The following is a 19,669-nucleotide window of genomic DNA, read 5'->3' as shown; positions in this document are numbered from 1 at the left end:
CCCTTCTTAGCGAACTTGAACTTTGCAGAGTTCTTGTCCTTCAGTTGAAAGTACGTGAGTTGCGCAAGCCAAGCACGGGTCGAAACTATGGATAGTACGCAAGATCTCAAGCGGCTGGTTAGCGACGGCTACCGGAGTACCGAGCAATGCGGCTTCATATGCACCCAATTGGCCCTTCGGATCACGTGGGGAAGCATTCCAAGTAGACGGAACAACAGCCTGCCAGTTTGCAATGACACCGCCTTTAATGACGCACCAGTGGCCAAGAGCGCCACGCGGAGCTTCAGCAGGACCAACACCCTTGCATTCGAGCGGCCATGTGCTCGGTTCCCATTTTTCCATATTGGCAGCAACTTCGTCACCCGCCTTAATGTTGGCTTCGAGTTCATCAACGCAACGAAGCATTTCACGAGCCATCATACGAGCTTCTAAGCATCGAGCCAATGTACGGCCAAGAGTTGAGAACATCGCTTGAATTGGTACGCCTGCCTTTGAAAGGGCTTCATTAACCAATTCTGTCTGTTCAGGCATCTTCTTAGCGTATGCAAGCACCATACGGGCCAATGGGCCGGTTTCCATAGCGTGACCGTTCCAGCGAGGAGCTTTAATCCAGGAATAACGGCTTTCAGCACCAAGCCACTTAATATCTGTCTTGGTACCTTCAGTACCGGCTCCAAGTTCAAATTTCGGATCAGTGATACCGTCCCATGGATGCAAGCCTGCATCCGGCTGAGGATACTGATACCAAGAGTGATCAACGAATTCTTTAATCTGGTTAGGATCTTTTAGGTCAACCGGGTGGATTTCATCAAGTTTGCCGTCGATGATGGCGCCGTTAGGCATCAACAAGCTCTTTTCAGAGAGATCGTTGGCATATCTTGGGAAGTCGCCGTAGCAGAGCAAGTTCTGGTTGGAGAGGCCTCCGCCAATCTTGAACCAGTCTTTGTAGAACGGAGCCATTGCCATAAGGTCCGGATAGTAGACCTCTTCAATAAACTTGATTGTGTCTTTGGCGATATCGCGGATGTAGTTAACCCAAATCTGGTTGACCATTGTGCCTTGAGCACCCGTGTCGTTCATGTTAATTGGGCACGGTACCCCGCCGACCAAATAGTTCGGGTGTGGGTTCTTTCCTCCGAGAATTGTATGGACCTTAACGATTTGACGCTGATAGTCCAAGCTTTCAAGATAGTGTGTTACACCGAGAAGGTTGACTTCAGGCGGAAGCTTGTAAGCTGGGTTGCCCCAATAGGCATTTGCGAAAATACCAAGTTGGCCGCTTGCAACAAACTTCTTAAGTCTGTCTTGAATTTCTTTGAAGTACGCTGGAGAAGAAAGGGCGTGATTAGAAATTGCTACCTGGATTTCGCTGGTTTTTTTCGGATCAGCATTCAGCGCGCTTACTACATCAATCCAGTCCAAGCCGTGGAGCTGATAGAAATGTGTAAGGTGGTCCTGGCAGTAGAGGGTAGCATTCATCAAGTTGCGGATGATGTTTGCATTCTTAGGAATCTTAATTCCCAGAGCATCTTCAACGGCTCTAACTGCAGAAAGAGCATGAATCCCGGTACATACACCGCAAATACGTTCTACGAAAGCCCATGCATCACGTGGATCGCGGCCTTTGAGGATGACTTCCAAACCTCTCCACATTGTGCCTGTGGACATGGCATCGACAATAACGTTGTTGTCGTCCATGACGGCTTGCATACGTAAGTGACCTTCAATACGGGTGATAGGGTCAACAACAATTTTCTGGTTTGCCATTATAAGTTCGCTCCCATGTCTTTATTAACTTCTTTGCTCTTTGCTCTGGCAACAGCACTTGCAGCGACGTGGACGGCAATTGCAGCGCCGACTACACCGAGAGCAGCCAGACCGACGCGGTCAGCAGTTGCTTGAATACCAAGGCCCCAGCTTGGAGGAAGAATAGTTGGTTCGTGTGCGTAGAAGGAACCTTTATCCCAGAAATCAGCTTCTGAACAAGCAAGGCATGGATGGCCCGACTGAACCGGCCAAGAAATTGCTTCGTTCCATCTAATAGCAGAACAAGAGTTGTAAGTGATAGGTCCTTTGCAGCCGACTTTGTACAGGCAGTAACCAAGCTTGGCACCGATGTCGTCAAATTTTTCAACGAACTGACCGGCATCAAAGTGGGCTCTTCTGTAGCACTTATCATGAATTCTCTGACCGTAGAACATCTTCGGACGCAGTTGACCGTCAACCGGAGGAAGACGATCATATGTAAGCATGTAAGTGATGACACCGGTCATGACTTCAGGAATCGGAGGACAACCCGGTACGCGAATAATCGGTTTGTCTTTGATTACATCGGTAATAGGTACTGAGTGAGTCGGGTTTGGTTTTGCAGTATTGATACAACCCCAAGATGCGCAAGAGCCCCAAGCAATGATGGCTTTTGCTCCTTTAGCGCAGTGAAGGAGTTTTTCAATAAACGGTTTGCCACCGGGAATACAGAAGACACCGTCGTCTCCCAAGCATGGAGAACCTTCAACAGCAAGAATATAGTTGCCGTCGAATTTCTTCATAACATCTTCCAAAGCTTGGTGATCTTGCTCACCTGCTGCGGCCATCAATGTGTCGTCATATGCTAAAGAAATCATAGAGAGAATGACATCTTTAACCAACGGATGGTAAGAACGAATAAAAGACTCTGTACAGCAAGTGCATTCAAGTCCGTGAAGCCAGATAACTGGAGTTCTAGGCTTTGTTTCCATAGCGTGAGCGATATCAGCTGCGCCGGAAGCACCTAATCCGAGAGAAGCAGCCGTGAGGGAGCAGAATTTCAAAAAACTCCGTCTTGAAACTCCCTGACGCCGCATCATTTCATAGTTAGTTTCTGTCATAGAAGCAATTCCATCAGTAAGGGTTATTGCAGGTTCAACGCATCGAACCTCTTGAGTAACTGTAACCTTAAACGTAAACACTTAGAGGGAATCGTGCTTAAAATGGGTTTCCTATAAAAACATAGAGATAAGTATGATTTTATAAATTAGCTGTAACGCAATACGTAACATTTAATCTTTCTGGTTCTCGAGAAGGGCCGGTATAAAAAACAAAACGTCAGAATCGAAGATGGTAGGGCTTTCCCTAGTGAAGTGAAGGACCAAGAGTGCCTAAGGTTAATTTAATTCCTTATTCCTAAACTAGCTTCGGCTGAATTTAACGTTAAATTTTTCAATTTATGTCTCAATCCGTCCCCCAACTAGAGCTTAAGGATATAAAGTGCATTCGCGGGGAAAGGCTGCTTTTTCGTAAGCTTAACTTTTCCTGTCAAGAAGGCACTCTGGTAAGAATTTCCGGTCCGAATGGAACGGGTAAGACTAGTTTGCTGCGTCTTCTGGTTGGTCTTATGTCCCCTCAGGAAGGAAAGATTCTTTGGGGCGGTCAGGAAATCAAAAAACTAAAAGAAGATTTCTGGAAAGAACTGGTTTATATCGGACACCTTAATGGGGTGAAGGATGAGCTTGCCGCCAGAGAGAATCTTCTTATCAATTGCGAAATCGGAGAACATCCGATCACTTCTGAATATGCGGACGAATGCCTTAAGAAGGTTGGATTGGAAGGTTTTGAGGACCAAATCACACGTGCTCTTTCACAAGGGCAAAGAAGGCGTGTGGCACTGGCAAGACTTTATGCTTCCTCTCATGCCAAGCTGTGGGTTTTAGATGAACCCTTCGTTGCTCTGGACGTTGCTGCAGTAGAAAATTTGTCCAATCAAATTGCTGAGCATGTTAATAGCGGCGGAATTGTCATTTTGACAACACACCAAGAAGTTCCGATTTCTGCAAATAAAAAAGAGGTCATCACTCTGAAAGGTGGCGTATGGCTCGGACGTCATGAAATGAAGAAGGTGAAAAATGTTTAGATTGTTTCGAGCAGTTTTGATAAGAGATCTTACTTTGGCCCTTCGACAAAAGTCAGACATTCTCAATACAGTATTTTTCTTCATTGTCGTCGTTACTTTAGTTCCGCTGGGAATCGGTCCCGATCAACAATTATTAAGATTGATTGCACCCGGAGTGGTTTGGGTTGCGGCTCTTCTTGCGGCTCTTCTTTCCCTTCCGAGACTTTTTGCTAACGATTTTGCCGATGGAACTCTTGAACAGATGCTTCTATCGGGAGAGCCGCTTACAGTTATCGTGATTGCGAAGGTTTTTGCACATTGGTTGACTACCGGCATCCCTTTGACTGTAATTTCCGTGGTTTTCGCCTTAATGTTTGATTTAAATGCTGAGGTCACGGTAGCTCTGATTACTGCTCTGTTTATTGGAACTCCGGTTTTAAGCCTGGTGGGTTCTGTCGGTGCAGCTCTGACTCTCGGAGTCAGAGGAGGAAGTGTTCTCACTTCCTTACTCGTTCTTCCACTTTATATTCCCGTACTAATCTTTGGGGCAGGAGCTGCTGAAGCTGTTTCAGTTGGAGTATCCTCCTCCGCCTATTTTTTAATTGTTGGTGCCTTAACCCTTTTCTCTTTAGTCGTCATGCCAATCGCAACTGCCGCGGCATTGAGGATTGCAGCTGAATAGGAGATTTCTTTATGACCTCAACTTCCATCTTTACTCCTGAGGGGATGTACCGCTTTGCCGGCAAGCTTGCGGTGCCTTGTCTCGTTTCTGCCGCTATTGTTGCGCTGATAGCTTTTTACCTAGGCTTTTTTGTAGCTCCGGTCGACGTAACGCAAGGCAATTCCTACCGTATTCTTTATATTCACGTTGCCAGTGCTTGGATGGCCATGCTTCTCTATGTATTGATGGCTATTTTTTGCATCCTCGGTTTAGTTACTGAGAAAAAGCTTTGGCCGATGATTGCTGCTTCTTTGGCACCTACCGGCGCCTTGATGGCTTTCTTAGCTCTCTGGACAGGATCTCTCTGGGGTCGTCCAACCTGGGGGGCTTACTGGGTATGGGATGCACGCCTCACAAGTGCTTTAATTCTATTCTTCTTTTACCTTGGCTACTTGGCGCTTCAGAACGCCATCCCGGATTGGAGAAGGGCGGATAAAGCCTGTTCTGTCATCGGAATTGTCGGCGTGATTAACGTTCCGATTGTTTATTTTTCTGTTCAATGGTGGAACACTTTGCATCAAGGTGCTTCTCTCACCTCTTCAGGTTCCTCCATTCATCCCATCATGTTAACTGCATTGCTCGTTATGGTTGCCGCCTTCTGGCTATACACCTTTGGTGCAACATTTGCCCGTCTTCGCTCCATTATTTTGGAACGCGAAAAAGGTGAGGAGTGGGCTCAGGAACTTGCTTTGAAAGGAGAGCTGTAATGGATCAGTGGGGAAGTTTTTCTGATTTTATTTCTATGGGCGGCTACGGACGATATGTATGGGGCGCCTACGGGATGGTCATTTTTTGTTTTATTTGTGAATTAGTGAGTTTAAGCAGACGCCGTCAAAGAGCGGCAAAAGAATTATTGCTTGAGGCACGCGCTCATCAGGCGGAGGAAGACCTATGAACACCAAACAGAAACGTTTAGCTTTAATTGGAGGCGGATTGGCAATCGCAGCGGCTGCTGTCGGTTTAGTTATGAATGCTTTCCAGGACAACCTTGTCTTCTTTTTTTCGCCAAGCCAGGTTGTTGCTAAGGAAGCTCCCGAAGGGAGGGCTTTCAGAATCGGCGGATTCGTCAAAGAAGGTTCTGTTCAAAGACAGTCTGACGGTTTGACGGTTAATTTTTACGTTACTGATACAGCTCATGAAGTTCCTGTTGCTTACAAAGGCAGCTTGCCTGATCTTTTTAAAGAAGGGAAGGGTGTAGTTGCTCAAGGAAAGCTCAAGAATGGAGTCTTCGAAGCAGATCAAGTTTTAGCAAAGCATGATGAAAATTACATGCCCCCTGAAGCGGAAAAAGCCGTTAAGGAAGCGCATGAAAAAGCTCGTGCTTCAAAGTCATAAGTTTCGGAGAGTTGGATGATTCCAGAGATAGGACATTTTGCGTTAATTCTCGCCTTAATAGCGGCCCTGATTCAAGGTGTTTTGCCATTGGCGGGAACCGCCTTGGGAGTAAGAAGCTGGGTTAATGTGGCCAGACCTGCAGTATTTGCCAATTCTGTATTCTGCCTTATTGCTTTCGGCTGCTTGATGTGGTCTTTCTACGTTAATGACTTTTCTGTTGTCAACGTAGCAAGTAACTCCAATACTCTTCTGCCGTGGTTCTACAGGTTATCCGCAACATGGGGCTCTCACGAAGGCTCTATTCTGTTGTGGACAGTGCTTTTGGCAGTTTGGGGTCTTTGCGTTGCTCTATTTTCCAAGCATTTGCCGCAGGAAGTAATGGCACGCGTGATCGGTGTTATGGGCTTGATTTCCGTCGGCCTGACACTATTCATGCTTTTAACCAGCGATCCTTTCGTACGCCTGTTTCCTGCAGCCTCGGAAGGCCGAGACCTAAACCCGCTCCTTCAAGACCCGGGAATGGTTTTCCATCCTCCTCTTCTTTACATGGGCTATGTAGGAATGGTGGTTCCTTTTGCTTTTGCGGTAGCTGCTCTTATCGGAGGAAGATTAGATGCTGCTTGGGCCCGCTGGACACGTCCATGGACAAGCATTGCTTGGATCTTTTTAACTCTCGGCATTGCTCTTGGTTCCTGGTGGGCCTACTATGAACTGGGCTGGGGCGGCTGGTGGTTCTGGGATCCGGTTGAAAACGCTTCTTTTATGCCTTGGCTTACTGGTACAGCTTTGCTTCATTCTTTGGCAGTTACTGAAAAGCGTGGAAGCTTTAAGATCTGGACTGTTCTGTTGGCCTTGATTACTTTCTCTCTTTCCTTGCTCGGAACCTTCCTAGTTCGCTCAGGGGTCTTGACTTCCGTCCATGCTTTCGCAACGGATCCTCAGAGAGGACTGTTTATCTTGGCTCTTCTTGTCTGCGTAATCGGCGGCTCTTTGCTGCTTTTTGCCTGGAGAGCTCCTCGCGTCGGGACAGGCGGACAATTTGAATTGTTCTCCAGAGAAGCTCTGCTTCTTGTCAACAATGTATTACTCGTTGTTGCTATGGGTGCTGTTCTCCTTGGAACTTTATATCCACTATTTATTGATGCCCTCAATGCAGGCAAGATTTCCGTAGGACCTCCGTACTTTGATTCTGTATTCGGTCCAATCATGGTTCCGGTTATTTTCTTAATGGGTATAGGACCTCTGGTTCGATGGAAAGACGCAAGTGTTTCTGACTTAGGCAAGAGAACATTGTGGTGTCTGATTATTTCTGCGATCCTGGGAGCTTCTGTCCCGCTATTATGGGGTTGGAGCACATGGGTGTTCATTGGTCTCTTCCTTTCTTTCTGGGTCTTGACCACTTTCTTAGAAAGCGTCCGAGAAAACATTAGAAATATCCGTGGCAACTTCTTTCGCAAGATCTCCTCTTTAAGCAGAGCTTACTGGGGAATGATGGTTGCTCACCTTGGTGTGGCAGTCTTCATCGTAGGCGTTTCTATGGTCATGACTTACTCCCTTGAAAGAGATGTAACTATGACTCCGGGTCATGAAGTTTCCGTCGGTGAGTACAACTTTAAATTTGACAAAGTTGAAACCGGAATCCGCGGACCCAACTTTATCGCTGACAAAGGCTTCTTTACCGTTACTAAAGGTCAGAAGACCATTGCCGAGCTGACACCTGAGAAGAGAAAGTATTTCTCCAGTGAAATGCCGATGACTGAATCCTCTATTGATTCTTCAATTACCGGAGACCTCTACGTATCTATGGGCGCACAAACAGCTGACGGTGCGTGGATTGTTCGTGCTTACGACAAACCATACGTAACTTGGATCTGGTGGGGATGCATCATTATGTCCCTTGGCGCTTTGTTAGCAATGTTTGATAAACGTTATCGCATTCTTCGCCGTAAGGATGCTGATAAATATGGCGCTAGATAACCGAGATAAAAGATGAAATTGAAATATATCGTTCCGCTGGTTTTATTTCTGGCGTTAGTAATTTTCTTTGTCGTAGGCCTGGGAAGGGATCCTCGTGAAGTTCCTTCTCCGCTTATTGATAAACCGGCTCCTGAATTTGCTCTTCCAAGACTTGACGATCCTTCAAAGGTTGTCAGCAAGAAGGATATGCTTGGTCAGGTTTGGTTGATGAACGTTTGGTCTTCCTGGTGCGGTTCCTGTAAGTACGAGCATCCTAACTTGGTGAAAATTGGTAAAAGCGGTCAGAAGGTCTTACCTATAGTTGGATTGAATTACAAAGATACGGACGGGGCTGCCGTACGTACGTTAAGAACGACAGGAGACCCCTATGACTTCTCTGTTAAAGATCCGACAGGTGAAACCGGCATTGAGTTCGGAGTCTACGGAGTCCCCGAAACGTTCGTCATCGATAAGAAGGGAGTGATTCGCTATAAGCAGATCGGACCTATTACTGATGAAGTCTGGGAAAAGACCATGTATCCGTTAATTAAAAAATTAAAGGCAGAATGATGAAAAAATTTCTTTTCTTACTTTGTGCTTTAATTTCTCTTAGCTGTTTTGCTCAGGCGCCGCAGTCACCCGGAGCCGCTCCGGACGTTAAACCGACAATTCTTGATCCAGTTGCAAATAAAAGGGTTGCAGAAATTTCCAGCCAGCTTAGGTGTTTAGTTTGTCAAAATCAGTCAATCGCAGATTCCAATGCTGAGTTAGCAATTGATTTGAAGAACCAGGTAGTTAAACAAATTGCTGCTGGCAAGACTAATGAGCAAATCATTGATTTTATGGTTGAAAGATACGGAGATTTCGTTCTTTACAATCCCCCCTTCAAATTAAGTACTTTGCTTTTATGGGTTGGACCGGCTTTATTCTTCGTGTTTGCCCTGGCTGCTTTGTTCTGGACATTAATTAAGAGAAAGCAGCAAAAAGCCAAGCCCTTGACAGCAGAAGAAAAAGCGAGAGCTGAAGCGTTGCTGAAAGGTACAAAGAGCAACACTAAAAAAGGAGCCGTCTAATGACTACTTTATTCCTGTGGATGGGGTTTTTGACTATCCTTTTACTCTTGATCTTGATTGTTCCTTTATGTACTAATCGAGCCAAGAAGCAAAAGGAAAGTCTTCCGCAGATTAATGTCGATATTTACCGAGATCAATTTAAAGAGCTTGAAAATGAGCTGGCTCGAGGAGCTATCTCTCAGCAAGAGTACGACGAGGGAAGAGAAGAACTTGAAAGAAGAGTTCTAGAAGACACCGCCGTAGACAATCAAGTTTCTTACAGCAATGGAAAAGCAGGTATCTACACGGCTTTTGCTCTCGTGCTTTTAGTTCCGTTTGTGGCTGCCGCTATGTGGTTGATGACACAGCCTCTTGGCGATTTCAGACTTGACGGTGGTAAATACGAAGGTATCGTCGATTACAACACTGGTCAAGTGGTTAAGAATACGGGAGAAATGCATGATATGGATTCTGCTATTCTGAAGTTGAAGCAGCACCTTGATGCAGAGCCTGGTGATATTAACGGCTGGATGATGTACGGGAGAACTCTTCTTACTCTTCGTAAATATCCTCAGGCAGCCGATGCTTTTGAGCATGCACTCCATTTAGCACCGGGCAATCCTGTCATCATGGTTGATTTAGCTGATGCTATTGCGATGGTTCAGAATCAAGATCTCGCCGGCCGTCCGTGGGAACTTGTAAACAAAGCCTTATCCGTAGATCCAACCAATTGGAAAGCCTTGATGATGGGAGGTACGGATTACTTCAACCACGGTGACTACCGGATGGCTGTAATGTATTGGGAAAGACTTCTTAAGCATCTTTCACCAAACGACAATCTTGTCCCGGCAGTGAAGGGCAGTATCCAGGAGGCTCGCTCATTGGGTCAGATCGTTGGTCCGGTTCAAGATACTCTTCCATTTGGAAAACCTCATGGAAATAACTCTTCTCCGGTACCAATGGTCAGCCAGATGATGCAAGGCGGAAATTCTGCAATGAGCCAGTCTATTGTTCCTGGTGACGGTCATTCTCCGGAGGATCACAAAGTTGAGAAGGCTAAGCCTACTCACGCCATCTCCGGCATTGTAGAGCTTTCTCCGGATCTCATTGAGAAGGTGGGGGACCACACTACACTTTATGTGACCGCCCGTCCGGCTTCCGGAAGTCGCGCTCCTATCGCCCAGTTCCAAATGAAGGTTTTAGACTTTCCAGCTCATTTCACAGTGGACAACACGATGACTCCTCCGATGGATATGGGCGCAGGAACTTTGGATCAACATAAAGAAGTGATCGTAACCGCACGTCTTGGCAAAGCCGGCTCCATCATGCCTGCTGCCGGTGATCTAGAGGGCACTACAGGCCAGCCGATACCGGTGAACTCTAAAGACGTAAGAATTATATTGAATAAAGTCAGATAACCTTAAATAGACGCAAAACTTAGGGCCGTTTCGACGGCCTTTTTTTATATTTCCGTTTTTCTTTTGTGAACAAATATTTGGTAGTGCTTTGGCTGTTATACCTACCCCTTTTGGAGTAGATAGAAGGTAATAGGTGATAGAGATAGGCGTTAAGCTTGATTTAATAAAGTTCCTCGATCAAAATGTAAGTGTTGGTAAAAAATTTACCCCACTAACTCGGAGAACAACATGAGAAAGATGAACAATCTGCTCTCTATTTTGGCGGTTCTTGCTCTCTCTGGAACGGCCTCTGCAGCTCTGGCGCAGGCTCCGGCCCAGCCAAATGCAGCTTCTGCAACGTGTGTGGCTTGTCACTCCAACATTGGCGCTATGCACCAAGGAAATAAGCATCAAAACTTACCTTGCGCAACATGCCACGAAGGTACAGATAAGCACCTAACGAATCCAAAACAGAAACCTACTGTGTCTATGAATCCTCAGCAATGCGGTACTTGCCATGCTGATCAGTTCAAGACAATGTACCAAGCAAATCCTCATTCGATTGCTCGCAACTCCAAGAAGAATTCTGACAGCATCGCTCCTAACCCATTCTTTGATGAAGCACTGGGAGCCCACGGCTTTACTAAGGAACATAACCTTTTGAGAGCTCATGCTTATGGCGCTGTTGACCAATTCTTGGCTGATCGCTCTTTCGGTGGACGTTTCGTTCTTAAAGACGGCTGGTTATTCTTCGGTGAAAACGGCGGTTTCTTTGGCGTTTGGGACAAGATTAAAGACACTATGCCGGATAACAATCAGCAGAAACCTCATAAACCTGGTACTGCCGCTGCTGCCAATCCGGTTTGCTGGACATGTAAGTCTTCTGACCTCATGATGGATTGGGCCTATCTGGGCGATCCTAAGGCCGGCGCAAAATGGTCAAGAGCATCTAATCCCGTTGAACTTGTCCGCAACATCAATCATGCTTTGAACTGCAACCTCTGCCATGATCCGCACAGCGCTCAGCCACGCGTTATCAGAGATGCTTTGATCCAAGCCGTTACACGTACTGATTATCCGACTCTCTACTCAGAATCTGCCAACAAGACTCCGGTAGACGTTAAGGATATGGGTCTTCGCGGTTTCACAAGAAAGATTGCTATCTTAGGTAAACCGGACAGCAAGTTGATGTGTGCACAGTGCCACGTTGAATACAACTGCAACCCGGGTACTGATCCTGCTACAGGCAAGCCAATCAAGATGGATGACGCCAGAACCAATCTCTTCCCATTGGTTGATGTCACCAAGATTGATGATTTCTACAAACATGCATCTTTCAAAGATTTCAAACACAACCAGACGGGCGCTCTTCTTACTAAGATGCAGCACCCTGATACAGAAATCTATTGGAATTCTACCCACGACAAAGCAGGCGTTGGTTGTGCAGCATGCCATATGCCTAAAGTCAAGAATGAAAAGGGTGAAACCTATACTTCTCACTGGGCAACTAATCCGAGAGCTTATGTTCAGGAAACTTGCCTGCAATGCCACAAAGATAAGACGGAAGAACACATGACACGAGTCATGGACGCTCAGAAGGCTTACTACATGGGCAAGCTTAGAGAAACTGAAGGTGCAATGTCTCAAATGTTCATCGCCTTTAGAGAAGCTAAAGACGCTGGCATCACAGGCGAACCTATCAAACAGGCTCAAGACCTTCACTCCGTTGCTCATACAAACTGGGAATGGTGGACAGCTGCTAACGGAGCATGGTTCCACAATCCGCAGCAGGCACAGGCTTCTTTAGCCAAGGCTACTGATTCTGCCAAAGCCGCAACAAAGATCTTAAGAGATGCAGTTGCAGCTAAGGTACAAGGCCAACAGCAAGCTAAGAAGTAATAAGTACTTATCCAGGCCTAAGGGTAGTTTCCACTCCTTTAGGCCTTTTTTGAGTCTTTAGGACGGTAAAATCAGAAAAAAAGGCCTCCATGATGAATAACAACCTTTCAAGTCCTAAAGATTTTGAAGCCATCTTTTTGGTTTCCATTGCACACGCAAGTTCTCATTTCTACCATTTAGTCATTCCGTCTTTGTTCCCTTGGCTGATGCCGGCATTCAACTTGAATTTCGTTCAAGCAGGGGCCTTAATGACAACTTTTTTTGTGACAAGCGCAGTAGGACAATCGGCGAGCGGATTTTTTGTCGATAAGACTGGCCCGAAAGCAGGAATGTATTTAGGTCTGATACTTTTGGCCTCAAGTGCCATTGTGTTGGGCCTTTCAGTCAATTATCCGATGCTGTTTCTAGCGGCTGCTTTAGCGGGAGCCGGCAACTCTGTTTTCCATCCGGCCGATTATAGTTTGATGAACTACAACATCTCCAAAAGGATGTTGGGGCATGCGTTTGCCTGGCATACGTTCACCGGAAATATTGGCTGGGCAATTTGTCCGTTATTCATGGTTTTGATGGCGGAAAACTATGGATGGCGAGCGGCGGCTTTTGCAGCTTCTTCGATAGCAATTATCGTTTTGATTGTTGAATTGGCCAGAAGCTCGGTGTTTGCCAACGACCAACGTAATGATAAGAGCGTTGACAAGAAGGCTTCAAGTGGAAATGCTTTTGGTTTTCTTTCCGAGAAAGCTGTTTGGCAGTGCTTTTTCTTCTTTTTCTTTACCGCTGGCGCCTTCGGTGTTCTTCAAAGTTTCAGTCAAACTATCTTTAATCATTTATATAACCTGGATTTAAAGAGTGCTTCGACCGCATTGACAGCTTATTTGGTATGTTCTGGCGTCGGCTGTCTCTTAGGGGGCTTCTTTACTAATCAGGAAAAACTCAGCAACGGAGCAGTAGTGGCCATTGCGTTAAGCTTTTCTGCCTTGATGTCCCTACTGTTGGCTTCCTGTATTTTGACCGGTTATTGGGCCATTCTATTTATGGGCGCCATGGGTTTAGGCACCGGAATCGCAAGTCCCAGCCGAGACATCATGATCAGGAAAGCCACAATCAATAAACTAGGAATGAAATCTATCGGCAGAGTCTATGGCTTTACCTACTGTGGAATGGATGTCGGGCAGTCATTGTCTCCCGTGGTTTTTGCTCCGCTGTTGGATGCCCAGATGTTTATGGCAGCTTTGTTTGGAGTAGCTATACTTCAGACTTTGGCAATTTTCACGGCCCTTAGCGTTGACAGCGGACAAAAGTCTTCTCTAGATCTCGCAACTTAAGAAATTTGATTTATGACTTTTTCTTCGTCTCAAATATATTTTTTTATATGTGCAGCCTTGCTGATCGGTTTACTGCTGGTATGTCTTTGGGTTGGAATGAAGGGACTATTTCAAGGACGCAAAGAATTTGAGACGCAGGAACTCAATAGCTATGTTTACTCAGATGAACTAGCTGAACTTGAAAGGGATTTAAATCGAGGCAGCATCACCCGGGCACAGTTTGATGAGGGGAAAGAAGAGCTCGAACGCCGTGCTCTGGAAGAAGCAAATTATTTAGATGCTCCGGTGAAAAGTCATCCCAAAGAAAAATTGTTTTTCTTAGGACTTGGGTTTTTAATTCCTATCTTCGCAATCGCAATTTATCTTTACGTGGGTAATCCTTCTTTGATTGGGTACCATATTGAAAGTGAGAAGTCTCATTGGAATGAGAGAGGAGAAGTCTTCTTTGATGAAAATGCTCCTTTGGAAGAAGATAAACTAAGAGAGTATCTAAAAGAATCACCTAAAGATGTTCGAGGATGGTTGACGTTAGCCAGACTTCTTAATCAAAAGAAAAAAACTGACGAAGCTCTACAAGCGTTCAATAAGGCTTTCTCTTTGTCCAAAAAAATTTCGGAAGATCCTGATTCCGTAATGGAAAGAGCACTGACCATGCTGGAGACCGGAAAACCTGAGAATTATTCTGAGGCTAAAAAAGAGCTTTCCAGAGTGATTGAAATGAACTCGGGAAATGTAAGACCATACGAAGTCTTAGGTATCTTGTTTTTCAACGAAGGCAAGTATGAAGAAGCCGCCAAGTATTGGACAGAAGCTCTGGGATACTACCCGGAAAACTCGGCGACTCGATCTTATCTTCTTGACGTGATTAGCGAAGCGAAGAATCGGGCTTCTCTAAACTTCATTAGGTAAGGAAATTGTCATTTCACAGGGTTTGCAGTGGAACTTGGCAATTAGCACGGTTTTACCGCAGACTAGCTTAAGCGGAGTAGGTTTAATTTTTTCTCCGCGTTTCCTAGCTTCTTTAGGACAAAGATTTAAGCTGTAGCGGATGCAGTGTTTGCATCTCATCAGTTCGGCCTGAGGATTCTTGTGACCGTCTTCTAAAGCGGTTTCCACTATCTTGAAGCCGTGCTTCTCATAGAACTCTCTGGCTTTTTGATTTAAGACGTTCCCTCTATAGTCCAGCATAGAGTTTTCTGCGAAGGAAGCACCGGGTTCTTTGGCCTGAGCCTTAGGTAGTTTAGAAAAAGAAGTTAACCGTTTGTTTTCTAGATCTTCAATAACGGTTCTTCTCAGACTGTTTACCGCCGAAGCCGGGAGAAATCTGATGGTATCGCCTTCGACAGAGATTTCGTCAGAATCAAAAATAGTGTTGCCTAATTTACCAAGGGATTTTTTAATTTGGCTCAGAGTATTTTCTCTGTTCTTCGCCTCATCAAAATTATTTGGAACCGAGACGGTTGAAACATTTCCGTCTTTGTCAGAAGCACAGACTGTCAGAGAATCATCGGAAAATTTCGCCTCAATCTTAATAGGAACCTTTCTGAGAGAGGTTGTGGCATTCATCTTTTTCAGCCACGCGGCATCTTTGTTGCGCATCAGCTCCATCCCTACTGACAATCCTGAAATCCTCCCGGTGTGCTCGCGTGTATGGAGAGTCCAAAGATTGGTTGCATCAGGTACTTTTTCGGCCCTATTTACCAAGAATCCTGACAGCTCGTCTTTATCATTCCAGAAGGTTAGACCGTCACCATTATTGAATTCGTGTTTGCTTCTTACCGTGATGGAAAAATTATCTATTTTGACAACTTTGCCAATGATGTCGCCTGTCTTTTTGGGAGAGTTAAAACAAGCTATATCGGCCTGTCTTCCATTGACAAAATAATCAGTGCCTCCGCGATTGAAGGCGTTGTTGACGTCAGGATCAAAGAAAAATTCAATCTTTCCTTCACTAGATTTAGCAAAAGAGGGGTTTCGAGATAAGAATTGATCCAGCAAACGTCGATAATGTGCCGTCGTATTTTTTACATACGCTGCGTCTTTATATCTTCCCTCAATTTTGAAACTTCTTACACCGGCTTCGATTAAGGCCGGAAGATTTGCACTTTGGTTGTTGTCTTTGAGTGAAAGAACATGCTCATTGAGGCCTAGTACTTTGCCTTCCTCATCGTAAACATCAAAGGGAAGACGGCAAACTTGTGAACATTCTCCGCGGTTGGCGCTGCGATTTTTCAGAACTTGACTTGCGTAGCATTGGCCGCTGTAGCTCACGCACAGTGCGCCGTGAATAAAAAATTCGATTCTGGCTTTTTCCAAAGAATCATAGATTGCTTTAATTTGAGAGAGCTCCAGTTCCCGGGCCAGTACGATTTGTGAGAAACCGACATTCTCTAAGAATTTGGCCTTTTCAGCGGTACGAATATCGCATTGAGTAGAGGCATGTAGCTGAATGGGAGGAAGATCACACATCAGCAGTCCCATGTCTTGAACAATTAGAGCATCAATGCCGATATTCCAGGCGTTGTGGGCGAGTTCTACTGCCTTTTCGAGTTCTTTATCTTTCAGCAAGGTATTTAACGTCAGATAGACTCGTGCACGATATTGGTGTGCATATTTAACTAACCTCTCTAAGTCCTCTAGGCTGTTGCCGGCATTAGCACGGGCACCGAAAGAAGGACCTCCGATATAAACGGCATCAGCCCCGTGAGAGATTGCTTCAATACCGATATCAGCATTTTTAGCCGGGCTTAAAAGTTCTAATTCTTGTAGAGAGGACATAAAAAAATAAACCCACGGATGTGGGTTGAAGAAAAAAGTTAGTGGGTTAACGGCAGTGATCGTATTTGAGAAGGTCTAAAACTTCTAGGTTAGTCTGCCTTTGTTTGGCGATATCATACGGGGCCAATGCATCATTGTTGCAAAAATCTTTTCGGGCGCCGGCGTTTAAGAGAAGCTTTACGGTTTCTGCATTACCGTCTCTTGCTGCCATATATAACGGAGTTATACCGCGCAGAGTTCTTGCGTTGAGATCTGCACCGCCTCTCAAAAGCAGTGGAATAATTTCGTTGTTGCTTGAGGCAGCTGCGTAGTGCAGGGGAGTCCAGTGACCCGGGTTATTAACGGAAGCTCCCTTAGCCAATAATTTCTTTGCGATACCATTTTCTTTATAGAAAATGGCAAGCATCAAGGGAGTTTCATACAGCACATTCGGCTTGTTCAAATCAATATTTTTTTGATTGAGCAGTAAGTCGATTACATTATAGGACTTATTGCGGATTGCGCTGGATAAAAGAGGATCAGCGTTTCCGCCCGGAGTTGCCGTATTGGGATCAAAACCTTGTTTGAGAAGCGGGGCTAAATCGTCAGGACGGTTATTAAGGGCGGCATCAATAGCATCTTCATAAGAAGAAGCCAAAGCTGCTCCTGAAACAAAAATGGTCGCCGCGACCGTCAAAATAAATCTTTTAACCTTCATACCGAGCCTTACTAAAAAGTCGAAAAAAATTTTCTGTCGTGGCTTCTTCGACCTCCTCTAAAGAAATCGAACGAAGCTCAGCAATTTTTTTCGCTACGTAAATTACTTTAGACGGATCATTTCGCTTTCCTCTAAATGGCACAGGAGCCAAATAAGGACAATCTGTCTCAACTAATATTCTTTCAAGCGGGATAGACGAAGCAACGCTTTGAATATCAACCGCATTTTTAAACGTCACAATACCTGAAAACGAAATGTAGCCGCCCATTTCCAACGCAACTTGAGCCATCTTTTGATCACCGCAGAAGCAATGAAGGACAAATCTGCATTCTTCTGCGTGATTGTCTTGAAGAATTCTCATCGTATCTTCATTGGCATCGCGGGAGTGAACAATTACCGGCAGATTGGCTTTTCTTGCGGCCTGAATATGCAGTGCAAATCTTTCTCTTTGCCAGTCCAAAGGTTCGGAGTTGTAGTAATAGTCGAGTCCGCACTCTCCTATTCCGACTACTTTTTCATCGGTTGAAAGAGCAACCAGCTCTCCAATCGTTGCCTCGGAAATGTCGTCATCCGTGCTCGGATGAACTCCAACGGAGCACCAAATATTTTTGTGCGATTTAGAAAATGAAAGGCAGCGAGGAAACTCTCTTAAAGCACAGCAAACCGTCAATGCGCCTTTCACATTATTCTTTTCCATTTCAGAAAAAATGCGCGGAAGTTCTCCGACGAACTCCGGGCTGTCGATATGGCAATGTGAATCTATGAGCATAGGTAAGAGAGCTTATGAAAGACGTTCAAAATGAAGGAAACCGCCTTCATAGCTTAAATATCCGCCTCTAGTCTTGCCATTTTCAAAATCCCAGTCAGGAAGTACCCAACGGTCAAAACGGAAGTCGTCATTGACGTGAGTGTGATGAGCCGGTTTATGGGTATGTCCGTGAATAACAGTAGCCACATTTGCCTGACGAGCTGCTCTGGCTACATCATGGACAACGACATCCATTAACTCATAGCTTTTATGAGTATTTTCGTCTTTGCTTTGGTCTCGAAGACTGTTGGCTAGGTCGATTCTGTGTTTTAGTTTTTCCTGCAGAATGGAAACCTGTACATCGGGATTTCGGAGAGTGGAGCGGAACTGTTGATAATCTTTGTCGAGAGTGCACCATTCATCGCCGTGAGAAAGAAGGATTCTTTCGTGGCCTGCGTAGGTGACAACAGGATCGGAAATCAAGATTGCGCCGGTCTGTTTCTCGAAGACTTTTCCTAAAAGAAAGTCTCGATTGCCGTGCATGGCATACAGACTTTTTCCTAAAAGCCTGTAGTTCTTAAGGGCGTTGATAATATCCGGAAAGGCGTCGATGTGGTCGTCCCCTGCCCAGAACTCAAATAAGTCACCCAAAATTATCAGTTCATTGAATTTGATGGCATCTCGCCTCAAAAACTGGAAAAACGCTTCTTTCGTAGCTTGTTTGTCATTAGACAAATGAAGGTCTGCAATAAACACAGGCTTTCCCAAAGCGGGAAGCTGCTTTACACAAGAATTGATAGGAGCGATGCCATCAAAAGACACTTAGATCACCTCTGCTTTTTCGATAATCACATCTTCAGCAGGAACATCCTGATGAGGGAAATGACTTGTTGTTCTGACTTGGGCGATCTTATCAACAACTTCTTCCCCGGCGACAACTTTTCCGAAAACTGCATAACCCCAGCCTTGAGAAGTTTCGCTGCGGAAGTCTAAGAAGTTGTTGTTGGCAACGTTGATGAAGAACTGGGCGGAAGCGGAGTGTGGATCGCTTGTGCGGGCCATCGAAATGGTGTATTTGTTGTTCTTTAAGCCATTGTTAGCTTCGTTTCTGATTGGGGCTCTTGTTTCTTTTTGAACCATGTCGGGAGTAAAGCCGCCGCCCTGGATCATGAAGCCGGGAATAACACGGTGGAAAATAACGCCGTTGTAAAAACCGTCTTTGACATATTGTTCAAAGTTGGCGGCTGTAACAGGAGCATTTTTGAAATCTAGTTCAACGTCAATGACGCCGAAGTTGGTAGTTAAACGAATCATTTGTTTTTCCTTCTTTATTTCAAAATTTCAACAGACTTAATTTCGATAGGTCTTACAGGAACATCGTCGTGGAAGCCCTTCGAAGTTGTCGGCTGGCGTACGATTTTTCGCACGGTATCCATGCCGGAGATGACATGACCGAAAACAGCATAGCCGTCATTGGAAGCAGAAGCATTCAAAAAGTCGTTGTCCTTGACATTAATGAAGAATTGGCTTGTAGCAGAATTCGGATCATTGGTTCTCGCCATAGCGACGGTTCCTACATTATTTTTCAGTCCGTTTTTAGCTTCAAGCGGGATCGGAGCATGAGTTTTTTTCTGCTGCATGGAGGCAGTAAAGCCACCGCCTTGAATCATGAATCCCGGAATCACACGGTGAAAAATAGTGTTGTTGTAAAAACCTTCCTTAGCATAATTCAAAAAATTAGCACAGGTCTTAGGAGCTTTCTGTTCATCAAGCTCAATTACGATTCTGCCTTCAGTGGTATTGATTGCAACCTTCTGTCCGGCATAAGCACCTGTACAGACTGCTAAAGCAATGACTGCAGAAGCAATAATTTTTTTATTAAATATCATATTC

The 19,669-nt window shown here is 45.2% G+C and carries 20 protein-coding genes; 12 read left to right on the top strand and 8 right to left on the bottom strand.

Translation table 11 applies throughout. The features are described 5' to 3' along the window. Positions 1-6 precede the first annotated feature (6 nt). Complete coding sequence (locus ADH67_RS06660) at positions 7-1,767, bottom strand: nickel-dependent hydrogenase large subunit (RefSeq protein WP_066593356.1); 1,761 nt, start codon at positions 1,765-1,767, stop codon at positions 7-9. Further along, a complete protein-coding gene (locus tag ADH67_RS06655; RefSeq protein WP_066595802.1) occupies positions 1,767-2,867 on the bottom strand; it encodes a hydrogenase small subunit in 1,101 nt (366 codons plus the stop codon). The genes ADH67_RS06660 and ADH67_RS06655 overlap by 1 nt, the downstream gene beginning before the upstream one ends. Before the next feature lie 338 nt (positions 2,868-3,205). Here ADH67_RS06655 and ccmA point away from each other — a divergent pair, with 338 nt between their 5' ends. The 12 genes from ccmA (at position 3,206) to ccmI (ADH67_RS06595) (ending at position 14,462) form a co-directional block, all read left to right on the top strand. After that, a complete protein-coding gene (gene ccmA / locus ADH67_RS06650) occupies positions 3,206-3,889 on the top strand; it encodes a cytochrome c biogenesis heme-transporting ATPase CcmA (RefSeq protein ID WP_066593354.1) in 684 nt (227 codons plus the stop codon). Beyond that, on the top strand, positions 3,882-4,550 hold the full coding sequence (ccmB, locus tag ADH67_RS06645) for a heme exporter protein CcmB (protein ID WP_066593352.1): 669 nt from the start codon (positions 3,882-3,884) through the stop codon (positions 4,548-4,550). The genes ccmA and ccmB overlap by 8 nt, the downstream gene beginning before the upstream one ends. Before the next feature lie 11 nt (positions 4,551-4,561). Continuing rightward, positions 4,562-5,296, top strand: coding sequence for a heme ABC transporter permease CcmC (gene ccmC, locus ADH67_RS06640; protein WP_066593350.1), 735 nt, complete (start codon positions 4,562-4,564; stop codon positions 5,294-5,296). Further along, positions 5,296-5,484: a heme exporter protein CcmD gene (ccmD, locus tag ADH67_RS06635; protein ID WP_066593348.1), complete on the top strand. Its 189-nt coding sequence runs from the start codon at positions 5,296-5,298 to the stop codon at positions 5,482-5,484. Before ccmC ends, ccmD begins: the two co-directional genes overlap by 1 nt. Beyond that, positions 5,481-5,924, top strand: a complete 444-nt coding sequence (gene ccmE, locus ADH67_RS06630) for a cytochrome c maturation protein CcmE (protein WP_066593346.1) — start codon at positions 5,481-5,483, stop codon at positions 5,922-5,924. The genes ccmD and ccmE overlap by 4 nt, the downstream gene beginning before the upstream one ends. A 15-nt stretch (positions 5,925-5,939) precedes the next feature. Beyond that, complete coding sequence (locus ADH67_RS06625) at positions 5,940-7,901, top strand: heme lyase CcmF/NrfE family subunit (protein ID WP_066593343.1); 1,962 nt, start codon at positions 5,940-5,942, stop codon at positions 7,899-7,901. Positions 7,902-7,913: 12 nt separating this feature from the next. Then, positions 7,914-8,450 carry a DsbE family thiol:disulfide interchange protein gene (locus ADH67_RS06620; protein ID WP_066593342.1) on the top strand — a complete coding sequence of 179 codons (537 nt, stop codon included), beginning with the start codon at positions 7,914-7,916 and terminating at the stop codon, positions 8,448-8,450. After that, entirely contained in the window at positions 8,447-8,953 is a 507-nt protein-coding gene (locus ADH67_RS06615) for a cytochrome c-type biogenesis protein (RefSeq protein WP_066593341.1), read from the top strand. The genes ADH67_RS06620 and ADH67_RS06615 overlap by 4 nt, the downstream gene beginning before the upstream one ends. Continuing rightward, positions 8,953-10,350 (top strand): c-type cytochrome biogenesis protein CcmI, encoded by a 1,398-nt coding sequence (gene ccmI / locus ADH67_RS06610; protein WP_066593336.1) that lies wholly within the window; start codon positions 8,953-8,955, stop codon positions 10,348-10,350. Before ADH67_RS06615 ends, ccmI (ADH67_RS06610) begins: the two co-directional genes overlap by 1 nt. Before the next feature lie 228 nt (positions 10,351-10,578). Next, a complete protein-coding gene (locus ADH67_RS06605; protein WP_066593334.1) occupies positions 10,579-12,228 on the top strand; it encodes an ammonia-forming cytochrome c nitrite reductase subunit c552 in 1,650 nt (549 codons plus the stop codon). An 89-nt stretch (positions 12,229-12,317) separates the two neighbouring features. After that, a complete protein-coding gene (locus ADH67_RS06600; RefSeq protein WP_236578525.1) occupies positions 12,318-13,553 on the top strand; it encodes an MFS transporter in 1,236 nt (411 codons plus the stop codon). Positions 13,554-13,565: 12 nt separating this feature from the next. After that, positions 13,566-14,462 (top strand): c-type cytochrome biogenesis protein CcmI, encoded by an 897-nt coding sequence (gene ccmI, locus ADH67_RS06595; protein ID WP_066593332.1) that lies wholly within the window; start codon positions 13,566-13,568, stop codon positions 14,460-14,462. Here the strand turns inward: ccmI (ADH67_RS06595) and ADH67_RS06590 are convergent. Genes ADH67_RS06590 through ADH67_RS06565 form a run of 6 tightly spaced genes read right to left on the bottom strand, consistent with a single transcriptional unit; the run spans position 14,445 to position 19,665 of the window. Continuing rightward, the gene (locus ADH67_RS06590; protein WP_066593325.1) at positions 14,445-16,331 is read right to left on the bottom strand and encodes a peptidase U32 family protein; all 1,887 of its coding nucleotides are present in this window, start codon (positions 16,329-16,331) and stop codon (positions 14,445-14,447) included. The two genes, ccmI (ADH67_RS06595) and ADH67_RS06590, sit on opposite strands and share 18 nt — an antisense overlap. A gap of 46 nt (positions 16,332-16,377) precedes the next feature. Then, positions 16,378-17,028, bottom strand: a complete 651-nt coding sequence (locus ADH67_RS06585) for an ankyrin repeat domain-containing protein (protein WP_066593322.1) — start codon at positions 17,026-17,028, stop codon at positions 16,378-16,380. Beyond that, the gene (locus tag ADH67_RS06580; RefSeq protein ID WP_066593320.1) at positions 17,018-17,797 is read right to left on the bottom strand and encodes a TatD family hydrolase; all 780 of its coding nucleotides are present in this window, start codon (positions 17,795-17,797) and stop codon (positions 17,018-17,020) included. The genes ADH67_RS06585 and ADH67_RS06580 overlap by 11 nt, the downstream gene beginning before the upstream one ends. 12 nt (positions 17,798-17,809) lie before the next feature. Beyond that, positions 17,810-18,598, bottom strand: coding sequence for a UDP-2,3-diacylglucosamine diphosphatase (locus ADH67_RS06575; RefSeq protein ID WP_066593317.1), 789 nt, complete (start codon positions 18,596-18,598; stop codon positions 17,810-17,812). After that, on the bottom strand, positions 18,599-19,090 hold the full coding sequence (locus ADH67_RS06570) for a peptidylprolyl isomerase (protein WP_066593315.1): 492 nt from the start codon (positions 19,088-19,090) through the stop codon (positions 18,599-18,601). Positions 19,091-19,104: 14 nt separating this feature from the next. After that, positions 19,105-19,665 carry a peptidylprolyl isomerase gene (locus ADH67_RS06565; protein WP_084081493.1) on the bottom strand — a complete coding sequence of 187 codons (561 nt, stop codon included), beginning with the start codon at positions 19,663-19,665 and terminating at the stop codon, positions 19,105-19,107. Between the last annotated feature and the right edge of the window lie 4 nt (positions 19,666-19,669).

Source organism: Turicimonas muris, assembly GCF_002221595.1.
Lineage (GTDB): Bacteria > Pseudomonadota > Gammaproteobacteria > Burkholderiales > Burkholderiaceae_F > Turicimonas > Turicimonas muris.
This window is presented reverse-complemented; position numbering and strand designations above follow the sequence as displayed.